The following is a 21,235-nucleotide window of genomic DNA, read 5'->3' on the forward strand; positions in this document are numbered from 1 at the left end:
CTATGAGTCTGAATTTCCTTGATTTCGAACAGCCGATTGCAGAGCTGGAAGCGAAAATCGATTCTCTGACAGCCGTAAGCCGTCAGGATGAAAAACTGGATATTAACATCGACGAAGAAGTGCATCGTCTGCGTGAAAAAAGCGTAGAACTGACGCGCAAAATCTTTGCCGATCTCGGCGCATGGCAGATCGCCCAGCTGGCGCGTCATCCACAGCGTCCGTACACCCTGGATTATGTCCGCCTGGCGTTTGACGAATTTGACGAACTGGCAGGCGACCGCGCATACGCTGACGATAAAGCTATCGTCGGCGGTATCGCGCGTCTTGATGGACGTCCGGTGATGATCATTGGTCACCAGAAAGGCCGTGAAACCAAAGAGAAGATCCGTCGTAACTTCGGTATGCCAGCACCAGAAGGCTACCGTAAGGCCCTGCGTCTGATGGAGATGGCTGAGCGTTTCAATATGCCAATCATCACCTTCATCGACACACCGGGTGCTTACCCGGGTGTTGGCGCAGAAGAGCGCGGTCAGTCTGAAGCCATCGCACGCAACCTGCGTGAGATGTCTCGCCTGAAAGTGCCGGTCATCTGTACCGTTATCGGTGAAGGTGGTTCCGGCGGTGCGCTGGCAATTGGCGTGGGCGATAAAGTGAATATGCTGCAGTACAGCACCTATTCCGTTATCTCTCCGGAAGGCTGTGCCTCCATTCTGTGGAAAAGTGCCGATAAAGCGCCGCTGGCTGCGGAAGCGATGGGCATCATTGCCCCACGTCTGAAAGAGCTGAAGCTGATCGACACCGTTATCCCTGAACCGCTGGGTGGCGCGCACCGTAAGCCGGAAGTGATGGCTGCTTCCCTGAAAGCGCAGCTGCTGGCAGACCTGGCGGATCTGGACGTGCTGAGCACAGAAGATCTGCTCAACCGTCGTTATCAGCGTCTGATGACCTACGGTTACGCGTAAGCCTCACAATTATCCTAAAAGCCGCACATTGTTGCGGCTTTTTTTATACCTGCCGTTTACCTTAACTATGCTTATCTGATGTTTTTCAAGGAGGTAAACCATGAACATCATTGCCATCATGGGGCCACACGGCGTCTTTTATAAAGACGAACCCATCAAGGAGCTTGAGCAGGCCCTTAAAGCACGCGGATATCAGCTAATCTGGCCGCAAAACAGCGCCGACCTGCTGAAATTCATCGAACACAATCCGCGCATCTGTGGCGTGATATTCGACTGGGACGAATACGACATGGAGTTGTGCAGCGAGATCAATAAGCTCAACGAATATCTTCCGCTGTACGCCTTTATCAACACTCACTCGACCATGGACGTCAGCGCCCACGATATGCGTATGGCGCTGTGGTTCTTCGAATACTCACTCGGCGTTGCCGAGGACATTGCGACCCGCATTCAGCAGTACACCGGTGAATACCTTGATAACATCACCCCGCCGTTTACGCGTGCGCTGTTCACCTATGTGAATGAAGGGAAGTACACCTTCTGTACGCCAGGCCACATGGCGGGAACGGCCTATCAAAAAAGCCCGGTGGGATGCCTGTTCTATGATTTCTTTGGCGGTAACACGCTGAAGGCGGACGTGTCGATTTCAGTGACCGAGCTGGGCTCTCTGCTGGATCATACCGGCCCGCATCTGGAAGCCGAAGAGTACATCGCCCGGACCTTTGGTGCCGAGCAGAGCTACATGGTGACCAACGGAACCTCGACATCGAACAAGATCGTCGGCATGTACGCCGCGCCTGCCGGTAGCACGTTGCTGATTGACCGAAACTGCCATAAATCACTGGCGCATTTGCTGATGATGAGTGACGTCGTGCCGCTCTGGCTGTCTCCCACGCGTAATGCGCTGGGGATCCTCGGCGGCATTCCTCGCCGTGAGTTCGCGCATGAAGCCATTGAAAATAAGATCGCGGCGATCCCCGAGGCAAGCTGGCCTGTGCATGCGGTGATCACCAACTCCACCTATGACGGGCTGCTTTACAACACGAACTGGATCAAGCAGACGCTGGACGTGCCGTCGATTCACTTTGACTCCGCGTGGGTGCCTTACACCAATTTCCACCCGATTTACTCGGGTAAAAGTGGGATGAGCGGCGAGCGGGTGCCGGGCAAGGTGTTCTTCGAGACGCAGTCGACGCACAAAATGCTGGCCGCGTTTTCCCAGGCGTCTCTCATTCACATCAAGGGTGAGTACGACGAGGACACCTTCAACGAAGCCTTCATGATGCACACGACCACGTCGCCCAGCTACCCGCTTGTGGCGTCCATCGAAACGGCGGCGGCGATGCTGCGCGGTAATCCCGGGAAACGCCTTATTAATCGTTCGGTGGAGCGGGCGCTGCATTTCCGAAAAGAGGTTCAGCGACTTAAAGATGAAGCGGACGGCTGGTTCTTTGATATCTGGCAGCCGGAAGAGATTGATGAAGCAGAATGCTGGCCCGTCGCGCCGGGGGAGAGCTGGCACGGTTTTCGGGATGCTGATGCAGACCACATGTTCCTCGATCCGGTTAAGGTGACGATCCTGACGCCGGGTATGGATGAGCAGGGTGTGATGGGTGAGGAAGGGATCCCGGCTGCGCTGGTGGCGAAGTTCCTTGATGAACGCGGCGTGGTGGTGGAGAAAACCGGCCCCTATAATTTGCTGTTCCTGTTCAGTATCGGGATCGATAAAACCCGCGCGATGGGGCTGCTGCGCGGACTGATGGAGTTTAAGCGCGCATACGATCTTAACCTGCGGGTGAAGAATATGCTGCCGGATCTCTACGCGGAAGATCCTGACTTCTACCGCAATATGCGTATTCAGGATCTGGCCCAGGGGATCCACAGGCTGATCCGCCAGCACGATCTGCCGCGCCTGATGCTGCAGGCATTTGATGTTCTGCCTGAAATGAAGCTGACGCCGCACAGGGCGTGGCAGCGCCAGGTGAAAGGGGAGGTTGAAACCATTGAGCTGGAGAACCTGGTCGGGCGGGTATCAGCCAACATGATCCTGCCTTATCCGCCGGGCGTACCGCTGCTGATGCCGGGCGAGATGATCACCGAGGAGAGCCGGGCGGTGCTCGATTTCCTGCTGATGCTCTGTTCGATAGGGCGCCACTATCCGGGCTTTGAGACGGATATTCACGGTGCGAAACGCGATGATAACGGCGTGTACTGGGTGAGAGTCCTAAAATAAAAGGGGCCGCTTGCCAGGGGCGGGTTGTCGGTTGTAACGTTCAGGGCACCATAAAAAGGAGAAACTATGCTGGGTTTAAAAGCTGTTCATCATATTGCGATCATTGCCACCGATTACGCGAAAAGTAAGGCCTTTTACTGCGACATTCTCGGCTTTACGCTGTTGAGCGAGGCCTACCGCGAGGAGCGCGATTCCTGGAAAGGCGATCTGGCGTTAAACGGACAATATGTGATTGAACTGTTCTCTTTTCCTTTCCCGCCAGCGCGTCCTTCGCGCCCGGAAGCCTGCGGCCTGCGCCACCTGGCCTTCAGCGTCGATAACCTGGACAGCGCGGTAAAGCATCTGGAAGCCCACGGCGTGGCCTGTGAAGCAATTCGCATCGATCCCTTCACCGATAAACGTTTCACTTTTTTCAACGATCCGGACGGGCTGCCGCTGGAGCTTTATCAGCAGTAATCGCCGTCATGTGTGATAATGCCCGTTCAGTTCGGGCATTTTTTATGTGTAATTTCCTATGACCTTACCCGCTATCGCGCACGCCGTTTCACCCTACCGCCAGCTGCTGGTGGGGTTCAGCGGTGGCCTGGATTCCACCGTTTTGCTGCACCGTCTTAAGCTCTGGCGCGACCGTGAGCCTGACGTCCAGCTGCGGGCGATGCATATCCATCACGGCTTAAGCCCCCATGCCGACGACTGGGTGGCGCACTGCGAAGCGGTGTGCTCAGGGTGGGGGATCCCGCTGATCGTTGAACGCGTCACGCTTGAGGATGAAGGGCTGGGTATTGAGGCGCAGGCGCGCAAAGCCCGCTACGCCGCGTTTTCCGGCGCGTTACAGCCTGGAGAAGCGTTGGTCACCGCGCAGCATCTGGACGACCAGTGCGAGACGTTTTTACTGGCGCTCAAGCGGGGCAGCGGGCCTGCGGGTTTATCCGCCATGCCTGAGCGTGCTGGTTTTGCTGAAACAGAGCTCATCCGCCCGCTACTGGGTGAGACGCGCGCATCAATGGAAGCCTGGGCGCAGCAACATCATCTGCGCTGGATTGAAGACGAAAGCAATCAGGACGACAGTTACGACCGTAACTTCCTGCGCCTGCGCGTCTTACCGCTGCTGAGTGAGCGCTGGGCCCATTTTTCCGAAGCGGTGGCCAGAAGTGCCATGCTTTGTGCTGAACAGGAAAGCTTGCTGGATGAGTTGCTGAGCGGGGAGCTGAATACGCTGACTACCGCTGACGGTGCCCTTAACATTGCGCCGTTGAAAGTGATGAGCCCCGTGCGTCGGGCTGCTCTGATTCGTCGCTGGCTGGCTTCCCACCGTGCGGTTATGCCGTCCCGGGCGATGCTCAACCGTATCTGGGAAGAAGTTGCACAGGCGCGGGAAGATGCCGCACCGTGTATACACCTGAATGGTTATGACGTCAGGCGCTATAAAGAGCAACTCTGGTGGGTGAAATCTGTGCCGTCGCTGGCTGACGTTGTGCTTGACTGGCCGTCGCCGGAAAAAGCATTAACGCTACCGTTGAATGCCGGTGTCGTTGCGTTAAGCCATTCGGGCAATGTGCGTCTACCTGAGCCGGACGAGAACGTCACCATACGCTTCAGGGCCAGCGGCATGCTGCATATCGTTGGGCGTAACGGCGGGCGTAAACTGAAGAAAATCTGGCAGGAACAGAACGTTCCGCCCTGGCGACGTGATACCACGCCGCTTCTGTTTTACGGCGACACGCTCATCGCGGCGGCAGGTGTGTTTATTACCCAGGAAGGGTGGGCTGAAGCGGGTGTCAATTTTGAATGGAAAGCGTAACGGGCAGCCTTGCTGCCCGTTGGTTATCAGGATTCGCTCACCACGACGGTGCCGATTTCCGGATGGCTGAAACTGGCAATTTTGTCGAGGCGTAACTCACGCGTTGCACCTGCATCTTCCACAACCAGGTATTCCACATTTTTACGGGAAACCAGATCGCTGGCCTTTGCCTTTAGCACTTCGCCATCTTTTAGCTCCAGCGTCAGTATTAAATGATGCTGGCAGGCGAGTTCGAGGTTGTCATAGTCATCACAATTGATGGGTTGATAGGTATCATTCATCGACATAATCGCTCACCAGTAAATTCGCCGCAGCATACGCTGCTTTTTCCCTGACCGATTCAGAAAGGCTCTCATCAGAGGCCACTTCATTCAGCACGTTCAATACACAGCCCAACGCATCCGGGATGTACCCCAGATCTCCGCTGGCAATTTCCGCATACCGTCTGCGAATCAACTCACAATAATTATTCACATCACCTCCTGCCAGCGTACTGACTTACTGTGAGATATCATTAAGCCTACGAAGTTAAACTCGGTTTAGCAAGGTGACTATACCATACTCATTTAAGCAATATCAGCGCCTTGATAACGGGGTGCCACCACCTCGTAACAGCCTTTTGCTGCGGTTTTCGCTACAATGTACGCCTGATTCGAAAGGAGTTCTCTCATGGCGCTGAAAGCGACAATTTATAAAGCTGTGGTCAATGTGGCGGATCTTGACCGTAACCAGTTTCTGGATGCGTCATTGACCCTGGCGCGTCACCCTTCTGAAACCCAGGAGCGCATGATGCTGCGCCTGCTGGCGTGGATTAAGTATGCCGACGAGCGTCTGCAATTTACCCGTGGTTTAAGCGCGGAAGATGAACCGGAAGCCTGGCTGCGCAACGATCATCTGGGTATCGATTTATGGATTGAGCTTGGCCTGCCGGATGAACGCCGGATCAAAAAGGCGTGCACCCAGTCAGCTGAAGTGGCGTTGTTTGCCTATAACCAGCGCGCGGCGGAGATCTGGTGGCAGCAAAACAAAAATAAATGTGCGCAGTTCAAAAATCTTACCGTCTGGTATCTGGATGATGAACAACTGGCACAGCTGAGCGCATTCGCCAGCCGGACAATGGCGCTTCAGGCAACGATTCAGGACGGCGCCATCTGGCTTTCCGATTCTCAGAATAATCTGGAAATTTATCTCACGGCCTGGCAGCCCGTATCATGATTGAGTTGTCCCGAAACGTCAGCATCCCTGATCACGAGCTGGAGATCACCGCCATCCGTGCTCAGGGCGCAGGGGGGCAGCACGTTAACAAGGCCTCAACGGCTATCCATTTGCGCTTTGACATCCGGGCCTCCAGCCTGCCAGAGTATTATAAAGAAAGCCTGCTCGCCGCCAGCCATCATCTGATCACCAGTGAAGGTGTGATTGTGATTAAAGCGCAGGAATATCGCAGCCAGGAAATGAACCGGGAAGCGGCACTTTCCAGACTGGCGGCGGTCATAAAAGAGCTGACGGCTGTACAAAAAAGTCGCCGGGCAACACGTCCAACGCGGGCATCGAAAGAACGTCGGTTGTCATCGAAGGCGCAGAAATCCACCGTAAAGTCACTGCGTGGCAAAGTCCGTCATCCGTAATGTGACGAAAGGGACACACTTTTTCATAAGGAATGTATTGTGAAAAAAGCATTATTATCAGCGCTGGCCGTGACAAGCCTGTTCGCGCTTTTTGGCTGTAACAACCGTTCAGAAACACAGGTACTACAGCCAACGCAAAACGAAGAATTGAAGCCGATGCAGCAGAGCTGGCGCGGCGTATTGCCATGTGCAGATTGTGAAGGCATCGAAACCTCTCTGTTCCTGCAAAAAGATGGCACCTGGGTGATGAACCAGCGCTATCAGGGGGCGAAAGAGCCGTCTTCTTTTGCAACATACGGAACATGGGCGCGTACGGCTGAAAAGCTGGTATTGACTGATACCACGGGCGATAAAACGTATTTCCGCGCCAAAGGCGAGGGGATGGAGATGCTCGATCGCGAAGGCAATCCGATTGAATCTCAGTTCAACTACACGCTGGCCCCGGTAAAAGCGACCCTGCCTGCAACCCCAATGGCGATGCGAGGGATGTATTTCTACATGGCGGATGCGGCAATCTTCACTGACTGTGCAACCGGGAAGAAAGTCAGCGTGGCGAACAATGCCCAGCTGGAGCGTGACTATGCCGTCGCGCGCGGTAACGACAGCAAACCAGTGTTGCTGACGGTTGAAGGGCATTTTACGCTGGAGCCAAACCCCGATAGCGGTGAGCTGGTGAAAATGCTGGTGGCAGATAAAGACGCGAAGTTTGCTGCGGGTAAAGACTGCGAAAGCAAATAAGTTATAGCCATTAAAAAACCCCGCACTGGCGGGGTTTTTTTGTTTCTTAGCCTTTGATGGCTTTCACCAGGTAATCAAGAATGTCGCCCGTCTTGATCATCTGTTTTTCGCCGTTGCGACGGTACTTGTATTCAATCTCATCGCTGTCGAGGTTACGGTCGCCGATGACGATGGTGTGTGGAATACCGATCAGTTCCATATCAGCAAACATCACGCCAGGACGCTCTTTACGGTCATCCATCAGCACGTCGATACCTTTCGCGCTCAGCTCAGCGTAGAGTTTCTCTGCCAGCTCCTGCACGCGGTAAGACTTGTGCATGTTCATTGGCAGGATCGCCACCTGGAACGGCGCGATGTTATCCGGCCAGACGATTCCGCGTTCGTCATAGTTCTGCTCGATAGCGGCCGCAACAACGCGCGTTACCCCAATGCCGTAGCAGCCCATGGTCAGAACCTGGTTACGACCATCTTCGCCCTGAACGGCAGCGTTCATTGCGCGCGAGTACTTATCGCCCAGCTGGAAGATGTGGCCTACTTCGATACCGCGTTTGATCATCAGGGTACCCTTGCCGTCCGGGCTTGGATCGCCTGCGACCACGTTACGGATGTCAGCCACTTCCGGCGTCGCCACGTCACGATCCCAGTTGATGCCGAAGTAGTGTTTACCGTCGATGTTTGCGCCCGCAGCGAAGTCGCTCATCGCCGCAACGGTGCGGTCAATCACTACAGGAACAGGCATGTTCACCGGACCCAGAGAACCAGGACCTGCATTCACCACGGCGCGGATTTCGGCTTCCGTCGCGAAGGTCAGCGGGCTGGCAACCTGCGGCAGCTTCTCGGCTTTCACTTCGTTCAGCTCGTGATCGCCACGGACCAGCAGGGCTACCAGCGGGTAAGCGCTGCCTTCAGCCGATTTCACCAGCAGGGTTTTCACGGTTTTTTCGATCGGCAGATTAAACTGTTCAACCAGCTCGGCGATGGTTTTCGCGTTTGGCGTATCAACCAGCGTCATCTCTTGCGTTGCCGCGCCGCGTGGTTCTTTTGGTGCCAGCGCTTCTGCGAACTCAATGTTGGCGGCGTAATCAGAGGAGTCAGAGAAAATTACATCGTCTTCGCCGCTCTGCGCCAGAACCTGGAATTCATGAGAGGCGCTACCGCCGATTGAACCGGTATCAGCCTGTACAGCACGGAAATCCAGCCCCATGCGGGAGAAGATTTTGCTGTAGGCCACGTACATTTTGTCGTAGGTCTCTTGCAGTGATTCCTGAGAAGTATGGAAAGAGTAGGCATCTTTCATCAGGAATTCGCGAGAGCGCATAACGCCAAAGCGTGGGCGCACTTCGTCACGGAACTTGGTTTGGATCTGGAAGAAGTTCAGCGGCAGCTGTTTGTAAGAGCTCAGCTCGTTACGGATCAGATCGGTGATCACTTCTTCATGCGTTGGGCCGAGGACGAATGGACGATCGCCACGATCGGCAATACGCAGCAGTTCAGGACCGTACTGCTCCCAGCGACCGCTCTCCTGCCACAGTTCAGAAGGCTGAACGACCGGCATTAACACCTCGATAGCACCGGCGTTGTTCATCTCTTCACGCACGATGTTTTCGACTTTTTTCAGGACGCGCACGCCGGTCGGCAGCCAGGTGTATAACCCGGAGGCCAGCTTGCGGATCATCCCGGCGCGCAGCATCAGCTGGTGGCTGATCACCTCGGCGTCGGCAGGTGTCTCCTTCAGAGTGGAGAGCAGATATTGGCTAGTACGCATGTTGTTACGGTTCCATTTCGACGATTGGAACAGGCTGAAACACCAGCCTGACACAAAAAAAGTGGTTTAGTTTACCAGTGTGGCAAAGATGCCAAAAGAGAGGAGAACAAAATTACCTGGGTTCCAGGGCAAACACTTCAAAACCTGCATCAGTTACGCGCCAGCGCACGTTAAAGTTCAGCAGCCAGACGGCGTACGTTTTTCCTGCGTCTTCCTCTTTGCGGTAGGCGGGACGAGGGTCCTGCGCCAGGACTTCGACGATAAAGTCACGCAGACGAGGATAGCGCTTTTCCAGCTGGCTGATTTGCGTCGTTATTTCAGATGTGAAGTAAACCGGCATCTCTGCCTGTGGGGCGTCCTGAGCATAGCTTGCACGGGCATCCGGCAGCGCTTCGGCGAAGGGCAGGTAAGGTTTAATATCGATGACCGGCGTACCATCAACCAGGTCAAGGCTACCTAACTCCAGGATCACCCGATCTTTCTGACAGCGTATCCCTTTCAGTTCGACCAGCGACATCCCGACTGGATTCGGTCGGAACGTTGAGCGGGTGGCAAAAACTCCCATTCTGGCATTTCCGCCCAGACGAGGAGGACGCACGGTAGGACGCCAGCCGCCTTCCATGGTCTGGTGAAACACAAACACCACCCATAAATGGCTGAATGCCTCAAGCCCGCGCACTGCATCGGCCTGATTATACGGCGCGACAAGATGCAGCTCGCCGCCGCCGTTAAGGACCAGTCCCGGCTGACGCGGCACGGCGAACTTTTCTTTATAAGGGGAGCGGATAACGCCTATCGGCTCGAACTGAAATGAACTCATTTCGCCGTGATGTTAAGCGCAGAACCGATACATACCGCCTGACGGTAGCAGCCCGGCGTACCACTGGTGACCTCGCAACTGTGCAGCAGCACCGCGTTGGCTTTCATTTTCGACGCGTTGATTTGCATACGCTTGCGGGCTGTTGGGATATTTGGAGGGGAGTCCTGATTCGTTGCCTGGCAGGATTCGCCGCTCACTTCGCCCAGTTCACGGAATGGCTTACCGACCAGCTCGTCGGCTTTAGTAATAATACGTACCGGCGCAGCGCGAGGCGCTTTCGGTTTTGCTGGCTCCGCTTTTGGCGGGGTTGCAGTGCTTTGAACGGGTTCAACAGGAGATCTGCTTAGCATAGAACAGCCGCTCAGCATCAGTGCTAAAAGACAGATCGGTAAAGCACGCATAATAGTTCCTCAGTGGATAATCAAAACGTCAGATATTGAAGCAGTTGACCGCACAAATGACAAGACGGGCAAATGCCCGTCTTGATGATATTACACTGAGGTGAGATTACCAGCCTTTAACCGCGCCGCCGTTAAACACCTTATTGGCTTCCTGGTAAACTTCTTCAGACTGATATGCCTGCAGGAATTTCTTCACGTTTTCCGCGTCCTTGTTGTCTTCGCGAGTCACGATCAGGTTGACGTACGGGGAATCTTTGTCTTCAACAAAGATGCCATCTTTCGCAGGGGTCAAACCGATCTGGCTGGCATAAGTGGTGTTGATAACGGCCAGCGCGATCTGTGCATCGTCCAGAGAACGTGGCAGCTGAGGGGCTTCCAGCTCAACAATTTTCAGATTTTTCGGGTTTTCGGTCACGTCCAGAACGGTCGGCAACAGGCCAACACCTTCTTTCAGTTTAATCAGGCCCACTTTCTGGAGCAGAAGCAGCGAACGGCCAAGGTTGGTTGGGTCGTTAGGGACGGCAACCTGTGAACCCGGCTGGAGTTCATCCAGAGATTTAATTTTCTTGGAATAACCGGCAATCGGGTAAACGAAGGTGTTACCGACAGCAACCAGCTTGTAGCCGCGATCTTTGATCTGTTGATCCAGGTACGGTTTATGCTGGAAGGCGTTAGCGTCAATGTCGCCTTTGCTCAGCGCTTCGTTCGGCAGAACGTAATCGTTGAAGGTCACCAGCTCAACGTCCAGGCCATATTTTTCTTTCGCGATTTTCTGCGCGGCCTCAGCAACCTGCTGCTCTGCACCGACGATAACGCCTACTTTGATGTGGTTCGGATCTTTTTCGTCCTGACCGCAACCCACCAGTGCCAGCGAACCAATCAGTGCGCCTACTGCTGCAAAGGTCTTAAATTTAAACGCCATGTTATATCCTTAACTCGTCGAGTTTGTGTTGTTTGTAACGTTATTTATGCGTAACAGCCCGGACGATACGATCGCCAGAGAATTGGATTAAGTAAACCAGCACAACCAGCAATACCAGAACGGTATTCATTACGGTAGCGTTATAGCCAATATAGCCGTACTGATATCCAATCTGTCCTAAACCGCCAGCACCCACGGCGCCGCCCATCGCGGAATAACCGACCAGGGTGATAAGCGTGATGGTTGCTGCATTCACCAGCCCAGGCAGCGCCTCAGGCAGCAGAACTTTGCGAACGATCTGCATTGGCGTCGCACCCATAGCGCGGGAAGCTTCAATCAGGCCTGTTGGGATTTCCAGCAGGGCGTTTTCCACCATACGGGCGATAAACGGCGCGGCGCCTACGGTTAGCGGGACAATTGCCGCCTGCAAACCAATCGACGTCCCGACAATAACGCGTGTAAACGGAATCATCCACACCAGCAGGATAATAAACGGTATAGAACGGAAAATGTTCACCAGCGCAGAGAGCGTGCGATACAGCTTCGCGTTTTCAATAATTTGACCCGGGCGCGTGACGTACAGCAGTACGCCGACCGGCAGCCCAATCACAAAACCAAAAAAGCCCGATACGAAGGTCATTGCCAGCGTTTCCCAAACGCCGCGAACCAGTAGCCACATCATCGGCTCAGACATAACCCAGCACCTCTACTTTTACGTGATGTTCTTGCAGCCAGGCAATTGCCGCCTGGGTTTCTTCCTGTGTGCCGTGCATTTCCGTCAGCATAATGCCGAACTTCACGCCACCGGCGTAGTCCATCTGCGCGCTAATAATGTTGTTATTCACGTTAAAGCGACGCGCGGTTTCGGACAGCAGCGGTGCGTCAACGGACTGGCCCGTGAACTCCATGCGCAGCATCGGGACGCTGTCAGGCGTTGCGTCTGTTTTTAAACGTTCCAGATAATCTTCCGGAATATCCAGATGCAGTGTGGACTGAATGAACTGCTGAGCCAGAGGCGTTTTCGGGTGCGAGAAGACTTCGCTGACCGTGTCCTGCTCAATCAGCTCACCGTTGCTGATGACGGCGACGCAGTCACAGATACGCTTCACCACGTCCATTTCGTGCGTAATAAGGAGGATAGTCAGGCCCAGACGACGGTTAATGTCTTTCAGCAGTTCCAGGATAGAACGCGTGGTGGCCGGATCTAACGCGCTGGTGGCTTCATCACACAGCAGCACTTTTGGGTTGCTTGCCAGCGCGCGAGCGATTGCTACACGCTGCTTTTGCCCGCCTGAGAGGTTGGCCGGGTAGCTGTCATGCTTATCACCCAGCCCAACCAGATCCAGCAGTTCGGTGACGCGTCGGGTAACCTCTTCTTTTGGTGTGTTATCCAGCTCCAGCGGCAACGCCACGTTTCCAAAAACCGTGCGTGAGGCCAGCAGGTTAAAGTGCTGGAAAATCATGCCAATCTGGCGACGCGCTTTGGTGAGTTCTTTTTCTGAGAGAGCGGTAAGCTCCTGGCCGCCAACTTCTACGCTGCCCTGGGTCGGGCGCTCAAGCAGGTTAACACACCGGATCAGCGTACTTTTACCCGCACCCGATGCGCCAATGACGCCATAAATCTGACCAGCAGGCACATGCAGGCTGACGTTGTTCAGCGCCTGAATGGTTCGGTTCCCCTGCTGGAACACTTTGGTGATATTGGAAAGTTTAATCATTAGATTATTTTTATCGTATGTAAGTTAGCCGTGGCATTTTCTTCTGCCAGATACGGGGAATGACCGTAAACAAAATGGATGTTAAGGCATCCAGACGTCTAAATCAATCCACCTCTGTGCGATGAGCACTTTATTGCGCTGCGATTCATGAGATACTAGCTGAACAAGCCTTTTTCAGGAGCAAACCGGTGGCAAAATCTGTACCCGCAATTTTTCTCGATCGTGACGGCACAATTAATGTGGATCACGGTTACGTCCATGAGATTGATGAGTTCGAATTTATCGAGGGCGTAATAGATGCCATGCGCCAGCTGAAAGAGATGGGCTATGCGCTGGTGGTGGTAACTAATCAGTCCGGTATCGCCCGGGGTAAATTCTCCGAAGCGCAGTTCGAGACGCTGACGGAATGGATGGACTGGTCTCTGGCCGATCGTGGCGTCGATCTTGATGGCATCTATTATTGTCCGCATCATCCACAGGGAACAGTTGAAGCGTATCGTCAGACATGTGATTGCCGTAAGCCACACCCGGGCATGTTTATCTCTGCACAGGAATTCCTGCACATTGATATGGCCGCGTCTTTTATGGTGGGCGATAAACTGGAGGATATGCAGGCAGCGGCGGCGGCAGGTGTGGGAACCAAAGTATTAGTGCGGACCGGTAAACCAGTCACCCCAGAAGCAGAAAATGCAGCTGACTGGGTGATAACTAGTCTGGCAGATCTGCCAAAAGAGATTAAAAAGCACCAAAAATAGACGTTTTGGTGAAAAGGTGAGCGGTTGAAATAAAAATGCATTTTTCCGCTTGTCATTCCTCGGCGGCTCCCTATAATGCGCCTCCATCGACACGGCGGATGTGAATCACTTCACAGACTACCCGGTCGGTTGAAGAGAAAAAATCCTGAAATAACGGGTTGACTCTGAAAGAGGAAAGCGTAATATACGCCACCTCGCGACAGAGCGCTGAAGCGCGTCGCAACTGCTCTTTAACAATTTATCAGACAATCTGTGTGGGCACTCAAAGTGACATGGATTCTTAATGTCCTCGGACACTAAATGAATACCAAGTCTCAACGAGTGAACACGTAATTCATTACGAAGTTTAATTCATTGAGCATCAAACTTTTAAATTGAAGAGTTTGATCATGGCTCAGATTGAACGCTGGCGGCAGGCCTAACACATGCAAGTCGAACGGTAACAGGAAGCAGCTTGCTGCTTTGCTGACGAGTGGCGGACGGGTGAGTAATGTCTGGGAAACTGCCTGATGGAGGGGGATAACTACTGGAAACGGTAGCTAATACCGCATAACGTCGCAAGACCAAAGAGGGGGACCTTCGGGCCTCTTGCCATCGGATGTGCCCAGATGGGATTAGCTAGTAGGTGGGGTAACGGCTCACCTAGGCGACGATCCCTAGCTGGTCTGAGAGGATGACCAGCCACACTGGAACTGAGACACGGTCCAGACTCCTACGGGAGGCAGCAGTGGGGAATATTGCACAATGGGCGCAAGCCTGATGCAGCCATGCCGCGTGTATGAAGAAGGCCTTCGGGTTGTAAAGTACTTTCAGCGGGGAGGAAGGCGACAGGGTTAATAACCCTGTCGATTGACGTTACCCGCAGAAGAAGCACCGGCTAACTCCGTGCCAGCAGCCGCGGTAATACGGAGGGTGCAAGCGTTAATCGGAATTACTGGGCGTAAAGCGCACGCAGGCGGTCTGTCAAGTCGGATGTGAAATCCCCGGGCTCAACCTGGGAACTGCATTCGAAACTGGCAGGCTAGAGTCTTGTAGAGGGGGGTAGAATTCCAGGTGTAGCGGTGAAATGCGTAGAGATCTGGAGGAATACCGGTGGCGAAGGCGGCCCCCTGGACAAAGACTGACGCTCAGGTGCGAAAGCGTGGGGAGCAAACAGGATTAGATACCCTGGTAGTCCACGCCGTAAACGATGTCGACTTGGAGGTTGTGCCCTTGAGGCGTGGCTTCCGGAGCTAACGCGTTAAGTCGACCGCCTGGGGAGTACGGCCGCAAGGTTAAAACTCAAATGAATTGACGGGGGCCCGCACAAGCGGTGGAGCATGTGGTTTAATTCGATGCAACGCGAAGAACCTTACCTACTCTTGACATCCAGAGAACTTTCCAGAGATGGATTGGTGCCTTCGGGAACTCTGAGACAGGTGCTGCATGGCTGTCGTCAGCTCGTGTTGTGAAATGTTGGGTTAAGTCCCGCAACGAGCGCAACCCTTATCCTTTGTTGCCAGCGGTCCGGCCGGGAACTCAAAGGAGACTGCCAGTGATAAACTGGAGGAAGGTGGGGATGACGTCAAGTCATCATGGCCCTTACGAGTAGGGCTACACACGTGCTACAATGGCGCATACAAAGAGAAGCGACCTCGCGAGAGCAAGCGGACCTCATAAAGTGCGTCGTAGTCCGGATTGGAGTCTGCAACTCGACTCCATGAAGTCGGAATCGCTAGTAATCGTGGATCAGAATGCCACGGTGAATACGTTCCCGGGCCTTGTACACACCGCCCGTCACACCATGGGAGTGGGTTGCAAAAGAAGTAGGTAGCTTAACCTTCGGGAGGGCGCTTACCACTTTGTGATTCATGACTGGGGTGAAGTCGTAACAAGGTAACCGTAGGGGAACCTGCGGTTGGATCACCTCCTTACCTTAAAGAACCTGCCTTTGCAGTGCTCACACAGATTGTCTGATGAAAAACAGCAGTAAAAAATCTCTGCAGGCTTGTAGCTCAGGTGGTTAGAGCGCACCCCTGATAAGGGTGAGGTCGGTGGTTCAAGTCCACTCAGGCCTACCAAACTCCTTTTAAAGGATGAGCGGTACAGAGATTACAAACGATGGGGCTATAGCTCAGCTGGGAGAGCGCCTGCCTTGCACGCAGGAGGTCTGCGGTTCGATCCCGCATAGCTCCACCATCCTTTACTGCGAACACAAGAAAACTTCAGAGTGAACCTGAAAAGGTGCACTGCGAAGTTTTGCTCTTTAAAAATCTGGATCAAGCTGAAAATTGAAACGACACACAGCTCATGTGTGTTCGAGTCTCTCAAATTTTCGCAATCAGAAGTGAAACATCTTCGGGTTGTGAGGTTAAGCGACTAAGCGTACACGGTGGATGCCCTGGCAGTCAGAGGCGATGAAGGACGTGCTAATCTGCGAAAAGCGCCGGCGAGGTGATATGAACCTTTGACCCGGCGATGTCCGAATGGGGAAACCCAGTGCAATCCGTTGCACTATCGTTAACTGAATACATAGGTTAACGAGGCGAACCGGGGGAACTGAAACATCTAAGTACCCCGAGGAAAAGAAATCAACCGAGATTCCCCCAGTAGCGGCGAGCGAACGGGGAGCAGCCCGGAGTCTGAATCAGCTTGTGTGTTAGTGGAACGGTCTGGAAAGTCCGACGGTACAGGGTGATAGTCCCGTACACGAAAGCACACTTGCTGTGAACTCGAAGAGTAGGGCGGGACACGTGGTATCCTGTCTGAATATGGGGGGACCATCCTCCAAGGCTAAATACTCCTGACTGACCGATAGTGAACCAGTACCGTGAGGGAAAGGCGAAAAGAACCCCGGCGAGGGGAGTGAAAAAGAACCTGAAACCGTGTACGTACAAGCAGTGGGAGCCTCTTTATGGGGTGACTGCGTACCTTTTGTATAATGGGTCAGCGACTTATATTCTGTAGCAAGGTTAACCGTATAGGGGAGCCGAAGGGAAACCGAGTCTTAACTGGGCGTTAAGTTGCAGGGTATAGACCCGAAACCCGGTGATCTAGCCATGGGCAGGTTGAAGGTTGGGTAACACTAACTGGAGGACCGAACCGACTAATGTTGAAAAATTAGCGGATGACCTGTGGCTGGGGGTGAAAGGCCAATCAAACCGGGAGATAGCTGGTTCTCCCCGAAAGCTATTTAGGTAGCGCCTCGTGAACTCATCTTCGGGGGTAGAGCACTGTTTCGGCTAGGGGGCCATCCCGGCTTACCAACCCGATGCAAACTACGAATACCGAAGAATGTTATCACGGGAGACACACGGCGGGTGCTAACGTCCGTCGTGAAGAGGGAAACAACCCAGACCGCCAGCTAAGGTCCCAAAGTCATGGTTAAGTGGGAAACGATGTGGGAAGGCACAGACAGCCAGGATGTTGGCTTAGAAGCAGCCATCATTTAAAGAAAGCGTAATAGCTCACTGGTCGAGTCGGCCTGCGCGGAAGATGTAACGGGGCTAAACCATGCACCGAAGCTGCGGCAGCGACGCTTAGGCGTTGTTGGGTAGGGGAGCGTTCTGTAAGCCGTTGAAGGTGTCCTGTGAGGGGTGCTGGAGGTATCAGAAGTGCGAATGCTGACATAAGTAACGATAAAGCGGGTGAAAAGCCCGCTCGCCGGAAGACCAAGGGTTCCTGTCCAACGTTAATCGGGGCAGGGTGAGTCGACCCCTAAGGCGAGGCCGAAAGGCGTAGTCGATGGGAAACAGGTTAATATTCCTGTACTTGGTGTTACTGCGAAGGGGGGACGGAGAAGGCTATGTCAGCCGGGCGACGGTTGTCCCGGTTTAAGCATGTAGGCGGAGGTTCCAGGTAAATCCGGTACCTTATTAACGCTGAGGTGTGATGACGAGGCACTACGGTGCTGAAGTGATAAATGCCCTGCTTCCAGGAAAAGCCTCTAAGCATCAGGTAACACGAAATCGTACCCCAAACCGACACAGGTGGTCAGGTAGAGAATACCAAGGCGCTTGAGAGAACTCGGGTGAAGGAACTAGGCAAAATGGTGCCGTAACTTCGGGAGAAGGCACGCTGATATGTAGGTGAAGCCCCTGCGGGCGGAGCTGAAATCAGTCGAAGATACCAGCTGGCTGCAACTGTTTATTAAAAACACAGCACTGTGCAAACACGAAAGTGGACGTATACGGTGTGACGCCTGCCCGGTGCCGGAAGGTTAATTGATGGGGTTAGCGGCAACGCGAAGCTCTTGATCGAAGCCCCGGTAAACGGCGGCCGTAACTATAACGGTCCTAAGGTAGCGAAATTCCTTGTCGGGTAAGTTCCGACCTGCACGAATGGCGTAATGATGGCCAGGCTGTCTCCACCCGAGACTCAGTGAAATTGAACTCGCTGTGAAGATGCAGTGTACCCGCGGCAAGACGGAAAGACCCCGTGAACCTTTACTATAGCTTGACACTGAACACTGGTCCTTGATGTGTAGGATAGGTGGGAGGCTTTGAAGCGTGGACGCCAGTCTGCGTGGAGCCAACCTTGAAATACCACCCTTTAATGGCTGGTGTTCTAACGTAGACCCGTAATCCGGGTTGCGGACAGTGTCTGGTGGGTAGTTTGACTGGGGCGGTCTCCTCCCAAAGAGTAACGGAGGAGCACGAAGGTTGGCTAATCCTGGTCGGACATCAGGAGGTTAGTGCAATGGCATAAGCCAGCTTGACTGCGAGCGTGACGGCGCGAGCAGGTGCGAAAGCAGGTCATAGTGATCCGGTGGTTCTGAATGGAAGGGCCATCGCTCAACGGATAAAAGGTACTCCGGGGATAACAGGCTGATACCGCCCAAGAGTTCATATCGACGGCGGTGTTTGGCACCTCGATGTCGGCTCATCACATCCTGGGGCTGAAGTAGGTCCCAAGGGTATGGCTGTTCGCCATTTAAAGTGGTACGCGAGCTGGGTTTAGAACGTCGTGAGACAGTTCGGTCCCTATCTGCCGTGGGCGCTGGAGAATTGAGGGGGGCTGCTCCTAGTACGAGAGGACCGGAGTGGACGCATCACTGGTGTTCGGGTTGTCATGCCAATGGCACTGCCCGGTAGCTAAATGCGGAAGAGATAAGTGCTGAAAGCATCTAAGCACGAAACTTGCCCCGAGATGAGTTCTCCCTGAGACCTTGAGTCTCCTGAAGGAACGTTGAAGACTACGACGTTGATAGGTCGGGTGTGTAAGCGCAGCGATGCGTTGAGCTAACCGATACTAATGAACCGTGAGGCTTAACCTTACAACGCCGAAGATGTTTTGGCGAAGAGAGACAGACACGATTTTCAGCCTGATACAGATTAACAGAATTTGCCTGGCGGCTTTAGCGCGGTGGTCCCACCTGACCCCATGCCGAACTCAGAAGTGAAACGCCGTAGCGCCGATGGTAGTGTGGGGTCTCCCCATGTGAGAGTAGGGAACTGCCAGGCATCAAATTAAGTAGTAAGCCGGTGCATTAATCCGGTGGTTACAGAAGTATTCGGTGGAGCGGTAGTTCAGTCGGTTAGAATACCTGCCTGTCACGCAGGGGGTCGCGGGTTCGAGTCCCGTCCGTTCCGCCACTTATTAAAAGCCCTGAGCTAACGCTCAGGGCTTTTTTCTTTTCTGTCGTTTAACTATTGCGAAATTAGCAAAAATCCTCTGCGTTTTACGATCTTTTTCGACATAACAACCACAGCGATAATCCTCCTCAGTTTACGAACATAACGATTGAGGAATGATATGACTATCCCTGCACAGGGTCTGGGCACTTTTCGCCTGAAGGACGACGTTGTTATCGCATCTGTTAAAACCGCACTCGAGTTGGGCTATCGCGCTATTGATACGGCGCAGATTTATGACAACGAAGCTGCCGTAGGTCAGGCTATCGAGGAGAGCGGCGTACCGCGCCATGAGCTTTTCATCACCACCAAAATCTGGATTGAGAACCTCAGCAAAGACAAGCTGATCCTAAGCCTGAAGGAAAGTCTGAAAAAGCTGCGTACTGATTATGTTGATCTGACGCTGATCCACTGGCCATCACCTGGCGATGCCGTCTCCGTAGAAGAGTTCATGCAGGCGCTGCTGGAAGCAAAAGAGCAGGGCTTGACGCGTGAAATTGGTATCTCGAATTTCACTATCCCATTGATGGAAAAAGCCATTGCCGCAGTGGGTAAAGAGAATATTGCTACTAACCAGATTGAACTCTCTCCTTACCTGCAAAACCGCAAAGTTGTGGACTGGGCGAAACAGCATGGCATTCACATCACCTCGTACATGACGCTGGCATATGGTAAGGCCCTGAAAGATGAAGTGATTGCACGCATCGCTGAAAAACACAATGCAACAGCTGCACAGGTGATCCTGGCATGGGCGATAGGTGAAGGATATGCCGTGATCCCGTCTTCAACCAAACGTGAAAACCTGGCAAGTAACCTGTTAGCGTGGGATCTTCAGCTCGATGATGAAGACAAAAAAGCGATCGCTGCACTGGAATGCAACGATCGTCTGGTCAGCCCCGAAGGGTTAGCACCTAACTGGGATTAATAACAACCCTCCCTCTGTGCCTTTAAACCCTCATACAGCTCCTCCGGGAGCTGTTTTTATATGCTCACTAAGGAAGTCGATAAATGCGCGTATGCGCGTACTTACCGCTCTGTCACTGTAATACACCGCGCTAAAAGGCATCTCTACAGGTAAGCGTTTGTCAGCCATTAGCTCAACTAGCTGGCCCGCGGCTATTTCCTTATCAATCATATAGTCTGATAAACAGGCGATCCCGTTTCCTTCAAGACATAGCTGTTTCAGCGTTTCCCCGCTATTAGACGAAAGTCCGCAGGTGATCTCATGAAGTTGTCCGTCATGACAGGCCACGGGCCAGGTGTTCAGCGAGACAGGTTCCGTAAAGCCCAGGCACAGGTGCTGCTTCAGCTCCTCAACGGTCTCAGGTTTGCCATGCTCTGCAATATATTGCGGCGACGCGATAATTTTGCGGTAGCTGGTGAACAGAGGGCGAGCGCGTAAACTTGAATCCGTCAGGGTTCCCGCGCGGATCGCCACGTCAACTTTACGCTCAATCAGGTTAATGAACGTCTCAGAGGAGACCAGAGACAAGGTCATCTCCGGGTAGCGTTCGCGGAAGGGTTTAATCAACGGCATCAGGAAATGCAGCACGACCGGCGTCGCCGCATCTATGCGCAGCAGCCCACGCGGCGTGCTGCGTGATTCCATGATTTCCGTTTCTGCTGCCGCCATCTCCTGCAAAACGGACTGCACGCGTCGAAAATAACGTTCACCTTCTTCCGTCAGGCTGAGCTGCCGCGTTGTTCTGTTGAGCAGACTCACCCCGAGCTTCATCTCCAGCTTTTTCACCGAGCGGCTGATGGCGGAGTTCGCCTGTCCGAGCTGTTCGGCAGCACGGCTGAAGCTGCCGCTTTCAACAACGGCAACGAAGACAGTCAGTTCTTCCGATGTGGCTTTCATTATTGCATCACCTGCAAAA

The 21,235-nt window shown here is 53.5% G+C and carries 18 protein-coding genes, 3 tRNA genes and 3 rRNA genes; 15 read left to right on the top strand and 9 right to left on the bottom strand.

Translation table 11 applies throughout. The annotated features are described in order from the left end of the window. Positions 1 to 2 precede the first annotated feature (2 nt). The 4 genes from accA to tilS all read left to right on the top strand — a co-directional run bounded on the left by accA (position 3) and on the right by tilS (position 4,996). Positions 3 to 962 carry an acetyl-CoA carboxylase carboxyl transferase subunit alpha gene (gene accA, locus BFV65_RS03940; protein ID WP_003856154.1) on the top strand — a complete coding sequence of 320 codons (960 nt, stop codon included), beginning with the start codon at positions 3 to 5 and terminating at the stop codon, positions 960 to 962. 100 nt (positions 963 to 1,062) lie between these two features. After that, entirely contained in the window at positions 1,063 to 3,195 is a 2,133-nt protein-coding gene (locus BFV65_RS03945; RefSeq protein ID WP_058677790.1) for a lysine decarboxylase LdcC, read from the top strand. A 66-nt stretch (positions 3,196 to 3,261) separates the two neighbouring features. Beyond that, complete coding sequence (locus BFV65_RS03950) at positions 3,262 to 3,651, top strand: VOC family protein (protein ID WP_022647115.1); 390 nt, start codon at positions 3,262 to 3,264, stop codon at positions 3,649 to 3,651. Between the two features lie 58 nt (positions 3,652 to 3,709). Continuing rightward, positions 3,710 to 4,996 carry a tRNA lysidine(34) synthetase TilS gene (gene tilS / locus BFV65_RS03955; protein ID WP_063152253.1) on the top strand — a complete coding sequence of 429 codons (1,287 nt, stop codon included), beginning with the start codon at positions 3,710 to 3,712 and terminating at the stop codon, positions 4,994 to 4,996. A 26-nt stretch (positions 4,997 to 5,022) separates the two neighbouring features. Here tilS and rof read toward each other — a convergent pair whose 3' ends face one another. Beyond that, complete coding sequence (rof, locus tag BFV65_RS03960; RefSeq protein ID WP_003856148.1) at positions 5,023 to 5,283, bottom strand: Rho-binding antiterminator; 261 nt, start codon at positions 5,281 to 5,283, stop codon at positions 5,023 to 5,025. Then, entirely contained in the window at positions 5,270 to 5,470 is a 201-nt protein-coding gene (locus BFV65_RS03965) for a YaeP family protein (protein WP_003856146.1), read from the bottom strand. Before BFV65_RS03965 ends, rof begins: the two co-directional genes overlap by 14 nt. A 195-nt stretch (positions 5,471 to 5,665) precedes the next feature. On the opposite strand from BFV65_RS03965, the gene BFV65_RS03970 reads away from it, so the two are divergent. The 3 genes from BFV65_RS03970 to nlpE are packed head-to-tail and all read left to right on the top strand — an operon-like array spanning position 5,666 to position 7,362. Then, a complete protein-coding gene (locus BFV65_RS03970) occupies positions 5,666 to 6,211 on the top strand; it encodes a YaeQ family protein (protein ID WP_058677792.1) in 546 nt (181 codons plus the stop codon). Then, positions 6,208 to 6,624 (top strand): alternative ribosome rescue aminoacyl-tRNA hydrolase ArfB, encoded by a 417-nt coding sequence (arfB, locus tag BFV65_RS03975; RefSeq protein ID WP_022647119.1) that lies wholly within the window; start codon positions 6,208 to 6,210, stop codon positions 6,622 to 6,624. The genes BFV65_RS03970 and arfB overlap by 4 nt, the downstream gene beginning before the upstream one ends. A gap of 39 nt (positions 6,625 to 6,663) precedes the next feature. Beyond that, positions 6,664 to 7,362 (top strand): envelope stress response activation lipoprotein NlpE, encoded by a 699-nt coding sequence (gene nlpE / locus BFV65_RS03980; protein WP_069596255.1) that lies wholly within the window; start codon positions 6,664 to 6,666, stop codon positions 7,360 to 7,362. A 46-nt stretch (positions 7,363 to 7,408) separates the two neighbouring features. On the opposite strand, the gene proS is transcribed toward nlpE, so the two are convergent. From proS to metN, 6 genes are all read right to left on the bottom strand, one after another. Then, entirely contained in the window at positions 7,409 to 9,127 is a 1,719-nt protein-coding gene (proS, locus tag BFV65_RS03985; RefSeq protein ID WP_023299374.1) for a proline--tRNA ligase, read from the bottom strand. Positions 9,128 to 9,239: 112 nt separating this feature from the next. Continuing rightward, positions 9,240 to 9,947 carry a tRNA (N6-threonylcarbamoyladenosine(37)-N6)-methyltransferase TrmO gene (gene tsaA, locus BFV65_RS03990; RefSeq protein ID WP_063150263.1) on the bottom strand — a complete coding sequence of 236 codons (708 nt, stop codon included), beginning with the start codon at positions 9,945 to 9,947 and terminating at the stop codon, positions 9,240 to 9,242. After that, complete coding sequence (gene rcsF, locus BFV65_RS03995) at positions 9,944 to 10,348, bottom strand: envelope stress sensor lipoprotein RcsF (protein WP_003856133.1); 405 nt, start codon at positions 10,346 to 10,348, stop codon at positions 9,944 to 9,946. Before rcsF ends, tsaA begins: the two co-directional genes overlap by 4 nt. Before the next feature lie 106 nt (positions 10,349 to 10,454). After that, the gene (metQ, locus tag BFV65_RS04000; RefSeq protein ID WP_006810023.1) at positions 10,455 to 11,270 is read right to left on the bottom strand and encodes a methionine ABC transporter substrate-binding lipoprotein MetQ; all 816 of its coding nucleotides are present in this window, start codon (positions 11,268 to 11,270) and stop codon (positions 10,455 to 10,457) included. Between the two features lie 40 nt (positions 11,271 to 11,310). After that, the gene (locus tag BFV65_RS04005; RefSeq protein WP_003856130.1) at positions 11,311 to 11,964 is read right to left on the bottom strand and encodes a methionine ABC transporter permease MetI; all 654 of its coding nucleotides are present in this window, start codon (positions 11,962 to 11,964) and stop codon (positions 11,311 to 11,313) included. Then, positions 11,957 to 12,988, bottom strand: coding sequence for a methionine ABC transporter ATP-binding protein MetN (metN, locus tag BFV65_RS04010; protein ID WP_006810022.1), 1,032 nt, complete (start codon positions 12,986 to 12,988; stop codon positions 11,957 to 11,959). Before metN ends, BFV65_RS04005 begins: the two co-directional genes overlap by 8 nt. A gap of 188 nt (positions 12,989 to 13,176) precedes the next feature. Between metN and gmhB the strand changes: the two genes are divergently transcribed. From gmhB to dkgB, 8 genes are all read left to right on the top strand, one after another. Continuing rightward, positions 13,177 to 13,743, top strand: coding sequence for a D-glycero-beta-D-manno-heptose 1,7-bisphosphate 7-phosphatase (gene gmhB / locus BFV65_RS04015; protein ID WP_048965728.1), 567 nt, complete (start codon positions 13,177 to 13,179; stop codon positions 13,741 to 13,743). Between the two features lie 371 nt (positions 13,744 to 14,114). Further along, positions 14,115 to 15,656 (top strand): 16S ribosomal RNA (locus BFV65_RS04020). A 70-nt stretch (positions 15,657 to 15,726) separates the two neighbouring features. Next, a tRNA-Ile gene (locus BFV65_RS04025) sits at positions 15,727 to 15,803 on the top strand. 42 nt (positions 15,804 to 15,845) lie between these two features. After that, positions 15,846 to 15,921, top strand: a tRNA-Ala gene (locus BFV65_RS04030). A gap of 170 nt (positions 15,922 to 16,091) precedes the next feature. After that, a 23S ribosomal RNA gene (locus BFV65_RS04035) occupies positions 16,092 to 18,997 on the top strand. Between the two features lie 71 nt (positions 18,998 to 19,068). Then, positions 19,069 to 19,184: ribosomal RNA gene (rrf, locus tag BFV65_RS04040) — 5S ribosomal RNA — on the top strand. Together the 16S, 23S and 5S rRNA genes with 3 tRNA genes alongside form the textbook arrangement of a ribosomal RNA operon. A 55-nt stretch (positions 19,185 to 19,239) precedes the next feature. Then, a tRNA-Asp gene (locus BFV65_RS04045) sits at positions 19,240 to 19,316 on the top strand. Between the two features lie 160 nt (positions 19,317 to 19,476). Next, positions 19,477 to 20,280 (top strand): 2,5-didehydrogluconate reductase DkgB, encoded by an 804-nt coding sequence (gene dkgB, locus BFV65_RS04050; RefSeq protein ID WP_069596256.1) that lies wholly within the window; start codon positions 19,477 to 19,479, stop codon positions 20,278 to 20,280. 30 nt (positions 20,281 to 20,310) lie between these two features. On the opposite strand, the gene yafC is transcribed toward dkgB, so the two are convergent. Further along, a complete protein-coding gene (gene yafC, locus BFV65_RS04055; protein WP_022647124.1) occupies positions 20,311 to 21,216 on the bottom strand; it encodes a DNA-binding transcriptional regulator YafC in 906 nt (301 codons plus the stop codon). Positions 21,217 to 21,235 lie beyond the last annotated feature (19 nt).

The sequence above is a fragment of the Enterobacter hormaechei subsp. hoffmannii genome, assembly GCF_001729745.1.
GTDB classification, from domain to species: domain Bacteria; phylum Pseudomonadota; class Gammaproteobacteria; order Enterobacterales; family Enterobacteriaceae; genus Enterobacter; species Enterobacter intestinihominis.